Below are 19486 nucleotides of genomic sequence, written 5' to 3' on the forward strand. Positions count from 1 at the left end.
CGTGGCGTTTCAGGCAATCAGGCCTCCATCGGCATCGGTTCGGCGGGCAGCGCGGCGCCGCAGGATTTCGGCCACGGTCAACAGCACGAGCGAGGCGGCCAGCATCAGCGTGCCGAGCGCGAGGATCGCCGGCAGGCGCGAAGCGAAGCGCAACTGGCCCCAGATGTAGATCGGCAGCGTCGGATCCGACCCACTGAGGAAGAAGGCGACCATGAACTCGTCGAGCGAGATGGTGAAGGAAACGAGCAGGCTCGAGATGATCGCCGGCGCCATCATCGGCAGCGTCACGCGGCGCAGCGTGCCGAAGGCGGTCTCGCCGAGATCGAGCGAGGCCTCCTCGTAGGCGTTGTCAAACCCCTCGAAGCCGGAGATCAGAACGGTCATCGCGTAGGGCAGGCAGATGAGGACGTGGCCGAGGACGACCGTGACGAGCGAAAGCCCGAGACCCAGTTGCAGCATGACCAGGAGCAGCGAGACGGCGATGATGATTTCCGGCAGCACCAGCGGCGCCATGATGAGCGCGCTCATCGGCCTTTGCCCGGTAAAGCGGTAGCGCGTGATCGCGCGCGCCGCGCATATGCCGAGAACGGTCGCGAGTACGGCGGACGCGCAGCCGACGACGAGGCTGTTCCACGCCGCGCTCAGCATGACGTCGTTGCCGGCGAGGCTGTCGTACCACTTCGTCGTCAGCCCCTTGAGGGGAAAGACCGGCACGGCGGAATCGTTGACCGAGAAGATCGGCAGCAGGAGCACCGGCAGGTAGAGGAACCCGACATAGACGACGGCGTAGACGCCGAGCCAGCCTGCCATCGCCGTGCGCAGCATCCTCATCGCACCAACCGCACCAGACCGCGCAGAAGAAGGACACAGGCGCCGGCCATCAGCGACACGACGATCATCGTCGTCACCGAAAGGGCGGCCCCGAGCGGCCAGTTCTGCGCGCGCCCGAACTGCGCCTCGATCGCGTTGGCGATCATCACGCCCTCGGTTCCGCCGACGAGCTTGGGCGTGACGTAGTCGCCGACCGTCGGGATCATGACGATCAGGATGGCGCCGATGACGCCGGGCATGGAAAGCGGCAGCGTGATGCGCAGGAACCGGCGCACGGCACCGTCTCCGAGATCCGTCGCGGCCTCGATCAGCGTGCGGTCCACCTTCTCCAGCGACACGAAGATCGGCAGCACCGCGAAGACCGCCCATGCGTGGATCAGCGTGATGATGACCGCATTGGTGCTGTAGAGCAGTTCGGAAACCGGCTGGCTCGTGATGCCGAGCCCCATCAGGGCCTCGTTGAGCACGCCATTGTAGCCGAGGATCACCTTCCAGGCCATGACGCGCAACAGATAGCCCGTCCAGAACGGGATCGTGATGAGGAAGAGCCAGAGCGACTTCCGCTGCGCGCCGTAGAACGAGATGTAGTAGGCGATCGGATAGGCGAAGAGCGCCGTGGCGACGCTGACCGTCAGGGAGATGTAGAGCGAGCGCACGAGCAGGTCGCGATAGATCGGCTCGGTGAGCGCCGTCTTGTAGTTTTCGAGCGTGAACGTTCGATCGATGGTCAGATAGGTCTGCGTCCAGAAGCTGTGGACGACGACGACGACGATCGGGGCGAGCAGGAAGATCAGCGTGTAGACGAATGTCGGGCTGATGAGCGCCAGACCCTTCGCCCTGTCCGAACGGAGGAGCGCGTGCCGGCCGCCCGATGGCGTCTCCGCCGCGACGGATGCCTCGCTCGCTGCCGTCACGATCGCCGCGTCCCGTTCGCAGATTGATCGGGACCTGCCCCGGCCCCCCTCGATTGGCTCATGCGCTTTCCGTGATCGGCGGAACGCTTGCGCGTGCGCCATCGCGTTACGAACGTCCCTCTCCGGCGAGATATCGACTGGAACGCCGAACGGGCGTCGCGATGGTACGCCCGCCTTCGCTCTTCGAGAAGGCTGAACGTGCATGATGGTCGCAAAGACCCGTTGAAATCAAGCCCTGTCTCTGAGATATTGAATGAACGAACATTCAAAACAATGACGGGATATTCCTGTTTTACAGGGACTTGATCGCTGAACGTCAGCGATCACCCGCTTGGAAACGCGACGATCGGAAGGCTTGAAGCATGACAGCCCTGAAGGCTCAGACTGCCGTTTCGCCCACGGACGAAGCCGAAACGCTCGCCAAGGCGGCAGAGCGCCATCTCATCCAGCCCTGGCCTTCGGCCGGCGAGATCGGCGACGAGGCGCGCGGGCTGATCGGCAGCGGCGACGGCATCTACGTGACCGACGCGGAAGGCAATCGACTGATCGACGGGCCGGCCGGCATGTGGTGCGTCAATGTCGGTCACCGGCGACGCGAACTCGCGGATGCGCTCCACGAGCAGGCGATGGCGCTCTCCTACAATTCGCCCTGGTACACGATGAACGAGCCTTCCGCGCTGCTCGCCGAGCGCATCGCCGGCCATGCGCCCGGCGACCTCAACCACGTCTTCTTCACGACGGGCGGTTCCTCGGCGGTCGAAAGCGCCCTGCGCTTCATGCAGTTCTACAACAATGTGCGCGGCCGGCCGCAGAAGAAGACGATCCTCAGCCGTGACGGCGCCTATCACGGATCGACCTATCTCTCGGCCTCGCTGAACGGCAGTTCGCGCGGACGCGACTGGATGGACATCGCCGACGATCTCGTTGTCAAGCTGTCGTGCCCCGACCCTTTCCGGCGCCCCTTAGACATGAGCATCGAGGAATTCTCCGACATGCTCGTCGAGGAGTTCGCGGACGCGGTGAAGCGCATCGGCGCGGAAAACATCGGCGCCTTCGTCGGCGAACCGGTCATGGCTTCCGGCGGCGTCATCGTTCCGCCGCCGAACTACCTTCCCCGCATCGCTGCGATCTGCCGGGAAAACGATATCCTCTACATCTCCGACGAGGTGGTGACCGCCTTCGGGCGCATGGGCGACGTCTTCGCCTCGAAGGACGTCTTCGGCATCGAGCCGGACATCATCACCTTCGCCAAGGGCGTGACCTCGGGCTATTTCCCGCTCGGCGGCATGGTCGTCTCCGATCGCCTCTTCGCCGAGCTGCGGCAGTCGAACCACGCCGATGCCATGTACGCGCATGGGCTGACCTATTCCAGCCATCCGATCGGCTGCGCCGTCGCACTGAAGAACCTCGACATCCTCGAAGGCGGACTGCTGGAGCATGCGCGCGAGGTCGGCGTCTACTTCATGGAACAGCTGAAGACGCTCGAGGAACTGGATCTTGTCGGCGAGGTCCGCGGAACCGGCCTGATGGCCTGCATCGAGTGCGTCGCCGACCGGGAAAGCAAGAACCCGCTCACGCTCGACACCGAAGTCGGCCGCCGCATCGACCAGCACTGCCAGGAACTCGGCCTCCTGCTGCGCCCCCTCATCCACATGTGCGTGATGTCGCCACCGCTCATCATCACCAAGGAACAGATCGACGAGATGGTCGCGATCCTGCGCGAAGGCATTTCCCGCACCATGGAGGATCTTCGCAAGGAAGGCCTCTGGAAAGGCTTCGCGTGATTCCGCGGTCCCGGGGCCGCAGCAAATCTGCACCGCAGCAGGACGAGGACGCGATCCAGCACCGAGCGTGCCTTGGGCCTTGCCGCGCATCCGCGGCAGGCACGCGACCGATGGCGATCTCGGCGCCGAGGCAGGCGAGGCGTCGCGTCTCACCCTGAGCAAGATCGAAAGGCTCCGATCCCGGTCATCCCCGTATCGGAATTATCCGACCGAACGCCATCGGGCTTCGCCGCAGGCGTCATGGTCCTTGAGATGGGCGAGACGCTGCACGGGCTGCGGACGGCCGAAGAGATAGCCCTGGATGTAGGAGCAGCGTTCCTCGCGCAGGCAGGCGTATTGTTCTTCGGTCTCCACGCCCTCGGCCGTCGTCTTGATGCCGAGGCTCCTTCCCATGCCGGTCACCGCACGCACGATCGCCAGCGCCTCGTCGCGCGTGCCGAGATCGTTGACGAAGGAACGGTCGATCTTCAGCTTGTCGAAGGGGAAGGTGCGCAGATAGCTGAGCGAGGAGTAGCCGACGCCGAAATCGTCGAGGCTGACCCGAACGCCGAGCGACTTCAGCTGCTTCAGCGTCGCGAGGTTTGCCATCGTCTCGTCGAGGAGCACGGTCTCGGTGATCTCCAGTTCGAGGCGGTGCGCCGGCAGGCCGGACTGCGATAGCGCCGAGGTGACGGCCGAGTTCAGCGCCTTGCGCCGGAACTGCACGGGCGAGAGATTGACCGATACCGTCAGCCCCGCTGGCCAGGTGATGGCCTCCCGGCACGCCTTCTTCAGCACCCATTCGCCGAGCACGTGGATGAACCCCGTCTCCTCCGCCACAGGAATGAACTCGCCGGGCGGGACCAGGCCACGTTCGGGATGGTTCCAGCGGATGAGCGCTTCGTAACCGACGAGCGTCAGCGTCTCGGCTTCGTAGAACGGCTGGTAGTAGAGCTCGAACTCGTCGTTTTGAAGAGCCTCGCGCATCGCGTGGCCGAGCGCGTGGCGATCGCGCGTGCGCTCGTCGAGTGCCAGATCGTAGACGTGGTAGGAGCCGCGCCCCGCCCGCTTCGCCTCGTAGAGCGCGATGTCGGCGCAATGCAGGATCTGCGCGCTCGTCTCCCCGTGCTCCGGCGTCATCGCGATACCGGCACTGACGCTCATCGAAAGCGTCTTGCCGTCGATCTCGAAGGGACGGCCGGCGAGGTCCAGGAGCGTCGTGGCGAGGGCGCGCGCCGCATCCGGCGTCGTCCGGTCGACGAGGATGGCGAATTCGTCCCCGCCCAGCCGTGCGAGCAGCGTCTCCGGCGGCAGGCCGAGCGAAAGCCGTTCGGCGAAGGCGCGCAGGAGTTCGTCGCCGGCGTGATGGCCGAGCGTGTCGTTGATGACCTTGAAGTCGTCCATGTCGACGTAGAGCACCGCGCCGGAACCGCCGTGCTCGATATGGTTCTGCACGCGGGTGTTGAAGAAGGTGCGGTTGGCGAGGCCGGTCAGGGCGTCGTGATGCGCCATGTGCCAGATGCGCTCGGCGGCGGCCTTGCGCTGCGAGGCGTCTCGGACGATGAAGCCGGTGAAGACGTTGCCGCTGTGTTCCCAGCGGGTCGCGCTGACCTCGATCGGCCGGGCCTGGCCGTTGGGCAGGCGCGCCTCGCATTCCATTGAATCGCCGGATCGCTCGACGATGCAGTCCTCGAGCAGGCTGGCACTGCCGTCGACGATGAACTCTGCAAAATTCTGCCCTTGCGCTTCGCCGCGCTTGCGCTCGAAGATCCGTTCGGCGGCCGGGTTCCAGAAGTCGATGCCTCCGGTGACGTTCGTGACGATGACGCCGTCCGGCGTCGCGCTCGCGAGTTCCATGGCGCCGCGCTTCATGGATTCCAGCCGCTGGTCCTCGATGCGCAGCATGACGAGCGACGCCATCTCGCCGAGGATCTCGCGGCTCGTCTCGGAAAGGTCGAAACGCGGTTTCGTATCGACGATGCTGAGCGCACCGACCTCCACGTCGTTCGCACCGATGAGCGGCGCACCGGCGTAAAAGCGGATCGCCGGCTCGCCCGTCACGCAGGGATCTTCGCAAAAGCGTGCGTCGTTGCACGCATCCTCGACGAAGAGGACCTGGCGGTCGAGCACGGCCCGGCTGCACAGCCCGAACACGCTTTCCACCGTTTCGTCGTCGAAAAGGGAACTCGAGGCGAAGCACTGCGTGTCGTTCTCGAACAGCGTGACGATGGCGATGGGCGCACCGAACTGTCGGGCCACTAGGTCGACGGATTTCTGAACGATCTCGTCGTGGCGCGCGCTAAGGCTCGCGAAAGACCGCAAGGTCTGGATACGCAACGTTTCGTCGTCGGGGATCTGGTAGGTACTCGCTGGCATGTCCTTCGATCCGGCGGCAGGCGCCGACCTCATCCATTTCGAATTGAAACCAGCATATCCTCATACCCTTGAAGAGAGACTTAATCGAATGCGCATATTGCGTTGCAAGATGTTCTAAAATGAGCGCCGCGGGATGCCGTAAAGAGTCGAGGCGGGCGTAAGGATCGCCCGCCTCGAAAGACCTGCAGTTCGTCGTCGGCGCGTCCGGCTCTTACGAAGCGGCCGGATTCACCGTGCTCTTCGCGATCTCGGTCATCTTCTTGTCGCCGTCGCGCGTGCCGTCGAGGCATTCGCGCAGCATGCGCGCCTCGTCCTCGAGGCCGAGCCGTTCGGCAAAGGCGGCGCAGCAGCCATAGCCGGCGATGGCGTAATGACCCATGCGCTGGACCTGCGTGATGATCATGGCGTCGCGGGCGTCGCCGTCCTCGATCTTTTCGTCGAGGCCATGTGCGCGGGCCTCCTTCACGAGGCCTTCCATGCCCTTGCAGAACTCGTCGGAAGGATCGGCGTCATGACCCTTGAGGATCTTCGAAAGGGTTTCCATCCCGCTTTCGATGCCCTTGATCGACTTTTCGATCGCCTGACGGAGTTCGTCGCTCTTCGCGGCTTTCGCGAGTTCGGGCATGACGTCCTTCGACTGCGTGTCGGCACTGTAGATGTCCTGCATCTGATCGATGTAGACGTCCTTGAGGCTGGTAATCGCCATGGTCCTGCTCCTTTGATCGTGGTTCCCTGAAACTCGACGCGCGCCGTTCCGTTCCCGAAAGAGTTCGCTCCGCTCGCCGGTCTTCGTCCCGAAGAACCCTTCGAACGGAAAGCCCGCCCCGACTTCGGCCGGAACGGGCGTCGAATATCGCTACCCACTAAACGATAGGCGCCGCGGTCCACTCAGCAAGCCTTATGGGCACGGTTGCAACCGCTGCATATGCGACGGCTTCTTAGCGGACTGGTGTTCCATCCGGGCCGCGAAGGCGCTATGGCGGGCAAATCCGAAGTTCGCAAACTGGATGACGGCGATGGAGGAGAGCGGGAGCACCGGGAAGAGCGGCGGATGCTGCCAGCCCATGCTTGAAGAGAAGAACGCGACCCCGGACGATGCCGGCGAAATGCCGGTTCCGCTGGCGGACGACGATCTTCGCCGTAGCCTGCGCGCTCGGCTGACGGAGATCCCAGGCGGCCTCTTCGAGATGGGGACGCGGCGACCGACCTTTCCCGCCGACGGCGACAGCCCCCGCCGCAAGGTGAAGCTTTCGCCCTTCCTGATCTCGCCCCATGCGGTGACGAATGCCGACTTCGCGCACTTCGTCGAGGAGACCGGCTACCGCACCGTCGCCGAGCGGGAAGGCTGGAGCTTCGTCTTCGCGCTCTTCCTTTCCCAGGCGGGCCGCTTCATGCGTCATCCGCCGGGGCTCACCTGGTGGCGTGCGGTCGCCGGCGCAAGCTGGCAGGCGCCGGAAGGGCCGGCCAGCGGGCTCGATGGAAGGCACGACCATCCCGTCGTCCACGTCGCATGGCTCGACGCCGCCGCCTATTGCCGCTGGGCAGGCCTGCGCCTTGCGAGCGAGGCCGAATGGGAGTGCGCCGCCCGCGGCGGGCTGGAACGCAAGAAATTCCCCTGGGGCAACGACCTTACGCCCGGCGGCGAGCACCGTATGAATGTCTGGCAGGGGCGTTTTCCGACGGAAAACACGGCCGACGACGGCTATGTCGGCACCGCTCCGGTCGACGCGTTCCCGCCGAACGGCTTCGGCCTATTCAACATGACGGGCAATGTCTGGGAATGGGTCGGCGATCGCTTCGGTCCGCCGCCTTCGCACGCCGGTGCGGCCCACGACCCGACCGGTCCCGAGACGGGAGATCGTCGCGTTCAGCGCGGCGGCTCGTATCTGTGCCACGCCAGTTACTGCGACCGGTATCAGGTCCATTCGCGAACCGGCAATCCGCCCGATACCTCGACCGGCAATCTCGGCTTTCGCGTCGCGGCGACCCTTTGAGCGGATCGCGGTATCGAACTCGTTTGCAAGACTTGACTGCCAAACCGAGCCGGAAGGCTGCATCCGGCCCGGAACCTACCGGCGCTCGCTTCGCCAGCGAAGAGACATGCAGGAAAGCCCCGCATCGAGCTTCATAACCTCGTCGAGCGCGACTTCACGGACCGTGTACCCTGCCCCGTCGAGAAGCTCGGCAGTCCGTGAAGAACCCTTCGCGATCAGCACCGTGTCGTTGACGCGCAGCGCATTCGCCGCCGCTTCCTCGCCGTCGGGAACGACGAGCGTCCGCATGCCAGCGAAGAGGTCGGCGTTTTGCATTGCTTCGGTCACGAGGAGGGTTTCCGCGTCGAGAAGCGAACACGCCGTCTTGAGGTGGAGAACACCTTCGGGCGGCGTGACGATCTCGCCATTGCGGCCGAGATCGCGAAGTGCCGCAACCAGATGTTCCGCGCCCGTTTCGTCGGTGCGTGCGGAAAGGCCGATATAGACCGTATCCGGCGTGACGAGGACGTCGCCGCCATCTGCGAAACCGGTTTCCGGCAGGGTGAGTACCGTCGCGAAGCGTGCGCGCAGTTCGGGCAGGATGGCGGCGGCTTCGCCGAGCCGGCTCGCCGCACCGGGTCGAAGCAGGATCGCGCCTTCGCCGAAGACGAGTGCGGGATCCTCCACGAACATGGAATCGGCGAACGCCTCGTCGGCTGCAAGCCGTTCGACCGTCACTCCGCAGACCGTGAGCGCATCGACATAGGCCGCGTGCTCGGCCTTCAGCCCGGCGATCTCCGGTGCTCCACGGTCTACCGCGCGAAGACCGTTGACCGCGCTCTCGGCGGGCTCGCGAACGAGCGCGCGGTCGAATTCGAAGACGGAAGCGGCCACGCGTGCCTCCCGATGTTCGGTGCCGGGTTTCAGATGTCGAGCGTCAGGCGTCGTCAGGCGTCGCGCTCGGCTTCTGCGTTCGGTCCGCCGGGTTCGGCGCCGTCGGCCGCGCTCGCGTTCTGCTTGGCCGCAGGCTCCGGCTTCGGGCCGCCGCGCGAGACGCCGACCATGGCAGGGCGCAGGACGCGCTCGCCGATGACGTAGCCCGCCTGGACGATCTGCACGACCGTACCGTTCGGCACGGATTCGTTCGGAACCTCGAACATCGCCTGATGGAAGTTCGGATCGAACTTCTGGCCTTCCGGCTCGATCCGCTTGACGCCGTGGCGTTCCAGCGCGGAAAGCATGTCGCGCTCGGTCATCTCGACACCGTCGAGCAGCGTCTTCAGCGCTTCGTCGGCATTCTCGCGCATCTCCTGCGGTACCGCTTCCAGCGCACGGCGCAGATTGTCGGAGACGGAAAGCATGTCCCGCGCAAAGCCGGTCACGGCATAGGAGCGCGCATCCTTGACCTCGCGCTCGGTGCGCCGGCGCAGGTTCTCCATCTCGGCCGCCGCGCGCATGAAGCGGTCCTTGAGATCGGCGTTTTCCGCCAACGCCGCCGTCAGCGCCTCGTCCGCGGCGGTTTCGGCTGCCGGATCGGCGCCGGTCTCGGAGGCCGTATCGAACGCCGCCTCCTCGCCCGTCACGTCGTCATTGGCCGCATCGACCTTGGGAGCGCCGGTTTCGTTTTCCCGCGCCGCGTCCTCGGTTTCACGCTTGTTCGTTTCGTCGGTCATGACGCTGTCGATTTCCCTTGTTGTCAAAGAATTCGCTTCGGCATTCGCTCTGGCCGCTGGCGCCGCATATCGACGCTCGAATGCGAAAAATCAAGACCTCCGCCTGGCTGCGACCCGGCCCCGGCATGCCACGACCATGTGGCGTACCCCACCCTATCGCATCAGCCGGGAGACGAGCTGGGCCGTATAGTCGACCATCGGCACCACCTTCGAATAGTTCAGCCGCGTCGGGCCGATGACGCCGACGGCGCCGACGATGCGCTCGTCCGCATCGCGATAGGGTGCGACCACGAGCGAGGAACCTGAGAGCGAAAAGAGCTTGTTCTCCGAACCGATGAAGATGCGCACGCCGGACCCGTTTTCGGCGAGATCGAGCAGTTCGAGCAGGCTGTCCTTCTTCTCTAGATCGTCGAAGAGCATGCGCAGCCGGTCGATGTCGTCGCGTCCGGAAACGCTTTCGAGAAGGTTCGCCCGCCCGCGCACGATGAGCCGCGAAGGCTCGGAACCGCCCGAACCGGACCATACCGCGAGCCCGCGCTCGACGAGATCCTGCGAAAGCTGGTCGAGCTCGCGCATCACCGCTTCCTTGAGGTGCTTCAGCTCGGTGCGCACCTCGGCGAGCGTGCGCCCGACGAGGTGGGCGTTCAGGAAGTTCGCCGCCTCCGTCAGCTGCGAGGCGGTGGTGCCGGCCGGCAGGTCGACGATGCGGTTTTCCACCTGGGCGTTCTCGCCGACGAGCACGGCGAGCGCCTTGGTCGGCTCAAGCCGGATGAACTCGATATGCCTGAGCACGGCGTCGGACTTCGCCGTGATGACGAGGCCGGCTCCGCGCGAAACGCCGGAAAGCATCTGGCTAGCGTCGTTGAGGATCGTATCGACGGGATTGCGTCCGCCGTCGGCGGTCATCTTGCGTTCGATCTGCCGGCGTTCGTCGAGCGAAAGGTCGCCGACCTGCATGAAGGCGTCGACGAAGAAGCGCAGCCCCTGCTGCGTGGGAAGCCTGCCGGCGCTGACATGCGGCGCGTAGATCAGGCCGAGCGCCTCCAGGTCGCTCATCACGTTGCGCACGGAAGCCGGCGAAAGCGCCATCGGCAGGATACGCGATAGATTGCGCGAGCCGAGTGGTTCGCCCGAATCGAGATAGCTCTCGACGATCTGCCGGAAGACCTCGCGGGAACGCTCGTCGAGCGTCCGGAAAGCCTGGTCGTCGCTCGGTTCCTGCTCAGCCATCGTCGTCGCACCGTTATCCGATGCGCAAGGTAGGGGGCGAAGGCCCGTTCGCAAAGAGCTTTCGAGATACCCGCGACGAATCGTGAAAGACGGCCGGCATTCACGGCCCGCACCGTTTGCCCGCGATCGAACGGAGCACTTCCGTCCGGCTGCGAAACGCTCTAGAAGGCTCGCCATCGCACCATCGCGGGAAAAAGGGGATCCCATGCGCCCGTCGGGCCGGAAACCGGAAGAAATGCGCGCCGTCTCGTTCGAGCGGGACGTGTCCAAGCACGCCGAGGGCGCCTGCCTCGTCAAGTTCGGCGATACGCACGTGCTGTGCCTGGCGAGCCTCGAAGAGCGCGTGCCGCCATGGCTGAGGAACGCCGGACGCGGCTGGGTGACGGCCGAATACGGCATGCTGCCGCGCGCGACCGGCGATCGCATGCGCCGCGAGGCCTCCTCCGGCAAGCAGGGCGGGCGCACGCTGGAGATCCAGCGCCTGATCGGCCGCTCGCTGCGTGCCGTCGTCAATCTCGAAGCGCTCGGCGAGCGACAGATCACGGTCGATTGCGACGTGCTTCAGGCCGACGGCGGCACCCGCACGGCGGCGATCACCGGTGGCTGGATCGCGCTGCACGACTGCCTGCGCTGGATGGAGAAGCGCTCGATGATTTCCTACGACAAGGTCATGAAGGATCATGTCGCGGCGATCTCGTGCGGCATCTTTGCCGGCCAGACGGTCGCCGACCTCGACTATCTCGAGGATTCGTCGGCCGATACGGACGCGAACTTCGTGATGACCGGGCGCGGCGGCATCGTCGAGATCCAGGGCACGGCCGAGGGCGAACCCTTCTCCGAGGAGCAGTTCAACGGCCTGCTCGCTTCGGCGAAGAGCGCGATCGGTACGCTCGTTGAAAAGCAGAAGCAGGCGATCGCCGAATAGGCGAAGGCGCAAAGCATGGCCGGCACCGTTCCTCCGCTCGGCGGCATCCTCGAATCGGCACTCTACGCGCACGATCTCGATGCGGCCGAGCACTTCTACGCAACGGTGCTCGGCCTTGCGAAGGTCACGCGGGTCGATGGCCGCCACGTCTTCTTCCGGTGCGGCGCGTCCATGGTGCTGATCTTCGATCCCGCCGCCACGCAGGCGGCGCCGTCCAACCCGGACCTGCCCGTTCCGCCCCATGGCGCGGAGGGTGAAGGGCATCTGTGCTTTGCCGTTCCGCAAGCCGAACTCGACCCCTGGGTCGACCGGCTGAAGGCGGCCGGTGTCGCGATCGAAGCGGATTTCCGCTGGCCGAACGGCGCCCGCTCGATCTATTTCCGGGATCCGGCCGGCAACAGCCTCGAATGCGCCGATCCGGCCCTGTGGGGCCTTCGGGGCGCATCGCCGCCGCGAGCCCAATAAAGGCGCCTACGCTTCGCTTTTCTGGCGAATCGGTTCACGTTCGTTCCCGCGTATCCGCTGCCACAAGGCCGCGTGCGCCGACATCCATTCAGGGAAACTGACTGCGCATGCGCACGCTCGAAACGAAAACGCTGGTCGTCGCCAGCCACAACGCCGGCAAGATCGCGGAGATCGCCGACCTGATCGCGCCTTTCGGCTTCGAAACCACGTCCGCAGCCAAACGCGGCCTCGACGAACCGGAAGAGACCGGCACGACGTTCGAGGAGAACGCCGCGATCAAGGCGCTCGCCGCCGCGCGTGCGACCGATTTGCCGGCACTTTCTGACGATTCCGGCCTTTGCGTCGACGCCATCGGCGGCGATCCCGGCGTCTACACCGCCGATTGGGCGGAAAAGCCCGAAGGCGGGCGCGACTTCATGATGGCGATGAAGAAGGTCGAGGACGCGCTGATGGGCCGCGGTGCGACGACGCCGGCCAACCGGAGGGCGCACTTCGTCAGCGTGCTCTGCCTCGCCTGGCCGGACGGGCATACGGAATATTTCCGCGGAGAGGTCGCAGGCACGGTCGTCTGGCCGCCGCGCGGCGACCAGGGCTTCGGTTTCGATCCGGTCTTCCTGCCGGAAGGCCACGAGCGGACCTTCGGCGAGATGAGTGCGGAGGAAAAGCACGGCTGGAAGCCCGGCGATACGCAGGCACTCTCCCACCGTGCCCGTGCCTTCAAGCTCTTCGCCGAGACGGCGCTCGCGGGCGCCGGAGAGGGTCGATGACCATCCATTCCCAGCCCGACAACGCGCTCGCCTTTCCCGATTTCGGCGATCCGGGTTTCGGCGTCTATGTCCACTGGCCCTTCTGCGCGGCCAAGTGCCCCTATTGCGACTTCAACAGCCATGTCCGGCTGAAGGGCATCGACGAGGAACGCTTCGTCGCCGGCTTTGCCCGCGAGATCGCCTGCATGCGCGAGCTTTCCGGCCCGCGCGAAGTGACCTCGATCTTCCTCGGCGGCGGCACGCCCTCGCTCATGAAGCCGCAAACGGTCGAGGCGGTGCTTTCGGCGATCGCCGGCGCATGGCACGTGCCGGACGGCATCGAGGTGACGCTGGAGGCGAACCCGTCGAGCGTCGAGGCGGAGCGTTTCCAGGGATACCGAAGCGCCGGCGTCAACCGCGTCTCGCTCGGCGTCCAGGCGTTGAACGACAAGGATCTGCGCTTCCTCGGCCGGCTCCACGACGTCGCCGGGGCGATGAAGGCGATCGATCTTGCGCGCGAGACCTTCCCGCGCATGTCCTTCGACCTGATCTACGCCCGGCCCGACCAGACGGTCGACGCATGGACGGCGGAACTGGAGGAAGCGATCGGCTACGCCGCCGACCACCTTTCGCTCTACCAGCTCACCATCGAGGAAGGCACGCCCTTCTACGGCCTGCACAAGGCCGGCAAGCTGAAGGTGCCGGACAACGATCAGGCGGCGCTGCTCTACGAGGCGACGCAGGAGACGACCGCCGCCCGCGGCCTGCCCGCCTACGAGGTCTCGAACCATGCGCGGCCGGGTGCGGAAAGCCGCCACAACCTCACCTACTGGCGCTACGGCGACTATGCCGGCATCGGCCCCGGCGCCCATGGCCGGCTGACGCGTGCCGGACACAAGTTCGCGACCGTGACGGAGACGCATCCCGAGACCTGGCTCGAACGCGTCGAGGCGCGTGGCGACGGCATCACCGAGAGCGTCGAACTCGACACGGAGGAACAGGCGGACGAGCTTCTGCTGATGGGCCTGCGCCTGCGCGAGGGGCTCGACGTGCGCCGCTGGCAGTCCGTCGCCGGCCGCACGCTCGACCCTGCGCGCGAGGATTTCCTGCTTCGGCAAGGCTTCATCGAGCGGCTCGGCAACGATCGGCTGCGCTGCACCTCCTCCGGCATGATCGTGCTCGACGCGGTGGTCGCCGACCTCGCATTGTGACAGGATCGCCGCAAACGCCCTGACCGCCGCGTGCGGTTAGAAGCGTCCATGTCGAGAAGGAAACCCGTCCGCTCGTGGCCCGCCCATCCGTCAGAACACCGGCAAACACGGATGCGGCGAGCGACCGGCCGATGACGTTCCGCATCGGCACCACCGAGTTTCCCACGCGCCCACTCGAGCCCGGCCTCTACCTCGTTGCCACACCCATCGGCAATCTCGGCGACATCACGCTGCGGGCGCTCGAGACGCTGGCCGCCGCCGAAATCGTCGCCTGCGAGGACACGCGGGTCAGCCGCGTGCTCCTCGATCGCTACGGGATCACCGCCAGACCGCTCGCCTACCACGAGCACAATGCGGAGACCGCCGGCGAGGCGCTGATGACCGCGCTCGAGGCCGGCCGGAGCGTCGCGCTCATCAGTGACGCCGGCACGCCGCTCGTCTCCGATCCGGGCTACCGCATCGCCAACGCGGCGATCGACGCCGGCCACCGCGTCGTTCCCATTCCCGGGGCCTCCGCCCCGCTTGCCGCACTCGCAGCTTCCGGACTGCCGAGCGACGGGTTCTTCTTCGACGGCTTTCTGCCGGCGAAGGACAAGGCGCGGCGCGATCGGCTGGCAGCCCTCGCCGCAATACCCGGCACGCTCGTCTTCTTCGAATCGCCGCACCGCATCGCCGCCAGCCTTACGGCGGCCCGGGACGTTCTCGGCGCCAAACGCGCAGGCGTCGTCGCGCGCGAACTCACCAAGGCGTACGAGGAGATCCGGCGCGGCACGCTCGAGGCGCTCGCCGCCGATTTCACCGCGCGCGAGCGCGTTCGCGGCGAGATCGTGCTTCTCGTCGGGCCCGGCGAAGAGGCACCGCCCGAAAGCGACGAGGAGATCGAGACCCTGCTCGCAACGCTGCTGGCGGACCGCCCGCCGGCGAAGGCCGCGCGTGAAGCTGCGCGGTTGACCGGCCTCGACCGGAAGGCGCTCTACCAGCGCCTGCTCGCCATGAAGGAAAGGAGCGGATGAGCGCGAGAGACGGGACGGCCGCCCGCAGGCGCGCCCATCGTCGCGGCCACGCCGCCGAACGCCTTGCCGCGATCGCGCTCGTGCTCAAGGGCTATCGCATCCTCGCGCGCCGCTACCGCACGCCGCTCGGCGAGATCGACATCGTCGCGCGCAGGGGCGATCTCGTGGCTCTCGTCGAGGTCAAGGCGCGTGCGAGCACGGCGACGGCGCTCGATGCCGTTTCCCTCTCGGCGCAATCGCGCATCCGTTCCGCCGGCGATCTCTGGCTCGCCCGCCAGCGCGATCACGAACGTCTGTCGGTGCGATGCGACGTCGTGGCAGTGCGGCCGTGGCGCTGGCCGGTCCATTATCGCGACGCGTTTTGATCCGCGGGGGCGGCGGCCATTGCAAACGGTCGGCGATGCGCTCTATTGCGGACGCATCGTTACGCTTTAGGTCCGGAGACGCGCCATGACCAAGTCCCTGAAGATCGCGGTCCAGATGGATCATGTCGCCGGCCTCAAGATCGCCGGAGACACGACCTTCGCGCTCTGCCTGGAAGCACAGACGCGCGGCCACCAGCTTTTCCATTACACGCCGGACCGTCTGAGCTTTCGAAACGGCGCCGTTTTCACGCGCGCCGAACCGATGACGGTGCGCGACGAGACCGGAAACCATTACACGCTCGCCGAAGAGCGGCGGCTCGACCTTGCGACGATGGACGTCGTCCTCCTGCGCCAGGACCCGCCCTTCGACATGTCCTACATCACGTCGACGCACCTTCTCGAGCGCATCCATCCGAAGACGCTCGTCGTCAACGACCCGGCCTGGGTGCGCAACTCGCCCGAAAAGATCTTCGTCACCGAGTTCCCCGATCTCATGCCGGAAACGCTGATCACCCGTGATCAGGTCGAGATCGAGCGCTTCCGCAAGGAGATGGGCGACATCATCCTCAAGCCGCTCTACGGAAACGGCGGCGCCGGCGTCTTCCACTCGACCAAGGACGACCGCAACCTTTCCTCGCTTCTCGAAATGTTCGCCCAGCTTTCGCGCGAACCGATCATTGCGCAGCAATACCTGCCCGCGATCCGCAAGGGCGACAAGCGCGTGATCCTCATCGACGGCGAGCCCGTGGGCGCGATCAACCGGGTGCCGGCCGAACACGATTCACGGTCGAACATGCATGTCGGCGGAAGGGCCGAACCGGTCGGGATGACCGATCGCGACCTCGAAATCTGCCGCCGGATCGGCCCGGCGCTGAAGGAACGCGGCTTCATCCTCGTCGGCATCGACATCATCGGCGACGTGATGACCGAGATCAACGTCACATCGCCGACGGGCATCCGTGAAGTCCGTCGGTTCGGCGGGGCCGATATCGCCTCGTTGTTCTGGAAGGCCGTGGAAGCCCGTCTATACACCGCCTGAGCGGCGATCTTTCCACAGGATATCAACAGCCCATCCACGACTTGTCCCACACGCCGTTCAATGGCGTACCATTTTCGTTCTTGTTTTATTCCATCGGTTATGCTTCGCTTCCGTAAGGCGGTGCTGTTTAAGATGCTCGTCGGCGAAACGATCTCGCGGACGAACGGCGGTTGGAAGGGGCAAGGACATGGTCGCACGCGTAAGGACGGTCGCGTTCCAGGGGATCGAGGCCGTTCCGGTCGACGTCCAGGTGATGATCGCACCCGGAAAGATCAACATGCACATCGTCGGCCTGCCGGATAAGGCGGTCGCCGAAAGTCGCGAGCGTGTGCAGTCCGCACTCCATGCTTCCGGACTGGCACTGCCGGCGAAGAAGGTGACGGTCAACCTCGCGCCCGCAGACCTCCCCAAGGAGGGTAGCCATTTCGATCTGGCGATCGCGCTCGGCCTGATGGCGGCACTCGGTGCCGTACCGGCCGATGCGCTCGCAGGCTACGTCGTCATCGGCGAGCTTTCCCTCGACGGCACGATCGCCCCGGTCGCCGGTGCGCTGCCCGCCGCGATCGGCGCCAGTGCAGAGGGGCGCGGGCTGATCTGTCCCGCCGACTGCGGACCGGAAGCGGCCTGGGCGGGCGAGGACATCGACATCGTCGCGCCGAAGAGCCTCATCGCGCTCGCCAATCACTTTCGCGGCACGCAGGTCCTCGGCCGTCCCGAACCGGCGCGCCACGCCTTGCCTGCAAGCCTGCCGGACCTTTGCGAGATCAAGGGGCAGGAAAGCGCCAAGCGTGCGCTGGAAGTCGCTGCCGCAGGCGGCCACAACCTTTTAACAGTGCGCGCAAAAGCACTAGTGGGGTAGCCACTCGCTTTTAACCCCTTGTCGCTAGTGTGCGCCAAAACAAGGGGTTAGGGATGCAGTCCGAGCAGCAGGCTTATGCCTATTCGTACATCCGCATGAGTACGAGCGAGCAAATCAAGGGCGACAGTCTCCGTCGACAACTGGAGATGAGCCGAGAATACGCCAAGCGCCACGGTCTCCAACTGGATGAGAGCCTCCGCGATATCGGCGTTAGTGCCTTTAAGGGCAAAAACAGCCGAGAAGGCGCACTCAGCAATTTCCTACGAATGGTGGAAGACGGTCGCGTTAAGCGAGGCAGCTACCTACTCATTGAGAGTCTTGACCGGCTAAGCCGGCAGCAGGTTCTGGACGCGCTTTCGCTGTTTATGGATATCCTGCGAAGCGGCATCACCATCGTCACCATGTCGGACGGTGAACGCTATAGCAGCGAGAGCGTCGGCAATGACTGGACGAGGTTGATCGTGAGCCTGAGTGTGATGGCACGCGCTCATGAGGAAAGTGCACGTAAGAGTGAACGCCTTGGCCAAGCCAACGCTAATAAGCGGAAGCGTGCTCGCGAAACTGGTGTGGGGATGACAGCCCTGACGCCCGGATGGATCGACGCTCACAAGATCACCAAGGGCCAGTACGAATTCACGCTGAACGAGCACGCGGAGACGATCCAAAAGATTTTCGAATTAACGGCTCAAGGATTAGGAGCCACGGCCATTGCGAAGTATCTCAACGCCCGCGAAGTGCCCACCCTGAAGAGCAAGCGCGGTTGGTACCAGAGTATCGTGAAACGCCTTCTCAACCGAGATGACGTGCTGGGAACTTTCCAACCGCATCGGAAGGTGAATGGCATTCGCATACCGGAAGGCGAACCTATCGAGGGATACTTCCCGCCGGTGGTGAGCAAAGACCTCTACGACCGTGCCCAGCGGATGCGCCGACGCCAGCAGGTCACTGGCCGTAAGGGCGCAACGTTCCCGAACCTTTTCTCCGGATTGGCCGTCTGCAAGCATTGCGGCGGGCCTATGGCCTGTAAAAGTCAGACGCTGAAGCGTGATGGCTTGGTGCACTATCTGCTCTGCGACAATCATAACCGGGGCTACCGTTGCCACGAAGGCAGGAAGCATTTTCGGATCGACCATCTGGAAAACGCAATCCTCGACAACGTGAATCTTTTTGAGCATGCCGATGTGTTTCAGCGACAACAGGTAGACAAGCAGGCGAAAGAACTGGCTGAACGCATATCGGCAAAAGAAACCGAACTTCGGGCCATCAAGCAGCGTGAAACCAATCTCGTAAGCGCGGTGGAAAATGCGACCGACGTAGACCTGCTTGTCGAGCAACTACGCAAACGCAAACAGGAGCGGCAGGAGTGCGAAAATGAATTGCGCTCCCTAAACCAGCATCGGGACGACCTAACAGCGGAGCAGTCAGACGCTCTTGGACGCGCTTCTCGCATGAAGACGCTACGTGAGCAGTGGCGAGTCACGGAGGACATGGATGAACGCTACAGGCTTCGCGCTGAAGCACATATGGCCATAAGGGACATCGTAGACCTTATCATCTGCAATAGCAGGGCCAACGCCGTCCGCGTTGCACTGCTCGAGAACATGATCGTCCATGAATTCCAGGATGGTGAACTCGTGCTCACGCTGGATCTCACGAAGCACCATGTGAACGACCAGAAGGGCTCACTGACCGCCCAGCATTTCGCCGGTGTCGGACCGGACCAAGCCGCACGGCTACGAGCCGCAGAAGCACACATTTCACGTAAATACGGGTGAGGATTTAACCTCACTATCTGGCTGCTCAGGACCGGGATTTCGAGATCGGAACCTCGATCTGTTTCTGCGGATCGTTCACGAACACCGCATTGCGCTCGTACCAGAAGATGTGGAGCGGCGGATCACGGAACACATTATGCGTCGAGATCTGTTCGACGAGTTGCTCCTGCTCGTAAAGGCATCGAGCCAAGTTGAGCGTCACACCGGTATCCACCGCAGTATCGATAATGAGCAGATTGTCAACGACGGAGCCAAACCAGGCCACTCGGGCGGAATAAAAGTCGGCCACGGCGATGGCAGGCGCGACGCACGAAGGGGCCCGATCGGG

18 protein-coding genes and 1 pseudogene are annotated in these 19486 nt (G+C 64.7%); 11 read left to right on the plus strand and 8 right to left on the minus strand.

Annotation, left to right across the window (positions count from 1 at the left end; translation table 11 throughout):
• Nucleotides 1-9: 9 nt before the first annotated feature.
• Nucleotides 10-831, minus strand: a complete 822-nt coding sequence (locus FJU11_RS11805; protein WP_141167259.1) for an ABC transporter permease — start codon at nt 829-831, stop codon at nt 10-12.
• Nucleotides 828-1745 (minus strand): ABC transporter permease, encoded by a 918-nt coding sequence (locus FJU11_RS11810; protein ID WP_235891004.1) that lies wholly within the window; start codon nt 1743-1745, stop codon nt 828-830. Before FJU11_RS11810 ends, FJU11_RS11805 begins: the two co-directional genes overlap by 4 nt.
• Nucleotides 1746-2107: 362 nt before the next feature.
• On the opposite strand from FJU11_RS11810, the gene FJU11_RS11815 reads away from it, so the two are divergent.
• Nucleotides 2108-3529, plus strand: coding sequence for an aminotransferase (locus FJU11_RS11815; RefSeq protein WP_141167261.1), 1422 nt, complete (start codon nt 2108-2110; stop codon nt 3527-3529).
• A gap of 201 nt (nt 3530-3730) precedes the next feature.
• On the opposite strand, the gene FJU11_RS11820 is transcribed toward FJU11_RS11815, so the two are convergent.
• Both FJU11_RS11820 and FJU11_RS11825 read right to left on the minus strand, forming a co-directional pair.
• Nucleotides 3731-5884 carry a sensor domain-containing phosphodiesterase gene (locus FJU11_RS11820; RefSeq protein ID WP_181408162.1) on the minus strand — a complete coding sequence of 718 codons (2154 nt, stop codon included), beginning with the start codon at nt 5882-5884 and terminating at the stop codon, nt 3731-3733.
• 211 nt (nt 5885-6095) lie between these two features.
• On the minus strand, nt 6096-6590 hold the full coding sequence (locus FJU11_RS11825; RefSeq protein ID WP_141167263.1) for a ferritin-like domain-containing protein: 495 nt from the start codon (nt 6588-6590) through the stop codon (nt 6096-6098).
• A 358-nt stretch (nt 6591-6948) separates the two neighbouring features.
• Between FJU11_RS11825 and FJU11_RS11830 the strand changes: the two genes are divergently transcribed.
• A complete protein-coding gene (locus FJU11_RS11830) occupies nt 6949-7878 on the plus strand; it encodes a formylglycine-generating enzyme family protein (RefSeq protein ID WP_235891005.1) in 930 nt (309 codons plus the stop codon).
• Between the two features lie 75 nt (nt 7879-7953).
• Here FJU11_RS11830 and FJU11_RS11835 read toward each other — a convergent pair whose 3' ends face one another.
• The 3 genes from FJU11_RS11835 to hrcA all read right to left on the minus strand — a co-directional run bounded on the left by FJU11_RS11835 (nt 7954) and on the right by hrcA (nt 10760).
• Nucleotides 7954-8751 (minus strand): dimethylarginine dimethylaminohydrolase family protein, encoded by a 798-nt coding sequence (locus tag FJU11_RS11835; protein ID WP_141167264.1) that lies wholly within the window; start codon nt 8749-8751, stop codon nt 7954-7956.
• 53 nt (nt 8752-8804) lie between these two features.
• Nucleotides 8805-9530 carry a nucleotide exchange factor GrpE gene (grpE, locus tag FJU11_RS11840; protein WP_141167265.1) on the minus strand — a complete coding sequence of 242 codons (726 nt, stop codon included), beginning with the start codon at nt 9528-9530 and terminating at the stop codon, nt 8805-8807.
• A gap of 153 nt (nt 9531-9683) precedes the next feature.
• Nucleotides 9684-10760, minus strand: a complete 1077-nt coding sequence (gene hrcA, locus FJU11_RS11845) for a heat-inducible transcriptional repressor HrcA (protein WP_141167266.1) — start codon at nt 10758-10760, stop codon at nt 9684-9686.
• A gap of 205 nt (nt 10761-10965) precedes the next feature.
• On the opposite strand from hrcA, the gene rph reads away from it, so the two are divergent.
• From rph to FJU11_RS11890, 9 genes and pseudogenes are all read left to right on the plus strand, one after another.
• Complete coding sequence (rph, locus tag FJU11_RS11850; RefSeq protein WP_141167267.1) at nt 10966-11685, plus strand: ribonuclease PH; 720 nt, start codon at nt 10966-10968, stop codon at nt 11683-11685.
• 15 nt (nt 11686-11700) lie between these two features.
• A complete protein-coding gene (locus FJU11_RS11855) occupies nt 11701-12150 on the plus strand; it encodes a VOC family protein (RefSeq protein ID WP_141167268.1) in 450 nt (149 codons plus the stop codon).
• Nucleotides 12151-12257: 107 nt separating this feature from the next.
• Nucleotides 12258-12917, plus strand: coding sequence for an RdgB/HAM1 family non-canonical purine NTP pyrophosphatase (gene rdgB / locus FJU11_RS11860; protein ID WP_141167269.1), 660 nt, complete (start codon nt 12258-12260; stop codon nt 12915-12917).
• Complete coding sequence (gene hemW, locus FJU11_RS11865) at nt 12914-14107, plus strand: radical SAM family heme chaperone HemW (RefSeq protein WP_141167270.1); 1194 nt, start codon at nt 12914-12916, stop codon at nt 14105-14107. Before rdgB ends, hemW begins: the two co-directional genes overlap by 4 nt.
• 131 nt (nt 14108-14238) lie before the next feature.
• Nucleotides 14239-15120: a 16S rRNA (cytidine(1402)-2'-O)-methyltransferase gene (rsmI, locus tag FJU11_RS11870; RefSeq protein WP_141167281.1), complete on the plus strand. Its 882-nt coding sequence runs from the start codon at nt 14239-14241 to the stop codon at nt 15118-15120.
• The gene (locus tag FJU11_RS11875; protein WP_141167271.1) at nt 15117-15485 is read left to right on the plus strand and encodes a YraN family protein; all 369 of its coding nucleotides are present in this window, start codon (nt 15117-15119) and stop codon (nt 15483-15485) included. Before rsmI ends, FJU11_RS11875 begins: the two co-directional genes overlap by 4 nt.
• A gap of 85 nt (nt 15486-15570) precedes the next feature.
• Complete coding sequence (gene gshB / locus FJU11_RS11880; RefSeq protein ID WP_141167272.1) at nt 15571-16524, plus strand: glutathione synthase; 954 nt, start codon at nt 15571-15573, stop codon at nt 16522-16524.
• Nucleotides 16525-16711: 187 nt separating this feature from the next.
• Nucleotides 16712-17359, plus strand: a pseudogene (locus FJU11_RS11885) (magnesium chelatase domain-containing protein); the annotation flags it as partial.
• Nucleotides 17360-17436: 77 nt separating this feature from the next.
• Complete coding sequence (locus FJU11_RS11890) at nt 17437-19158, plus strand: recombinase family protein (RefSeq protein WP_141167274.1); 1722 nt, start codon at nt 17437-17439, stop codon at nt 19156-19158.
• Nucleotides 19159-19183: 25 nt separating this feature from the next.
• On the opposite strand, the gene FJU11_RS18335 is transcribed toward FJU11_RS11890, so the two are convergent.
• Nucleotides 19184-19486 (minus strand): hypothetical protein (locus FJU11_RS18335; protein WP_181408163.1); only part of this gene is annotated, 303 nt, incomplete at its 5' end.

The sequence above is a fragment of the Pararhizobium mangrovi genome, assembly GCF_006516965.1.
Classification (GTDB): domain Bacteria; phylum Pseudomonadota; class Alphaproteobacteria; order Rhizobiales; family Rhizobiaceae; genus Pararhizobium_B; species Pararhizobium_B mangrovi.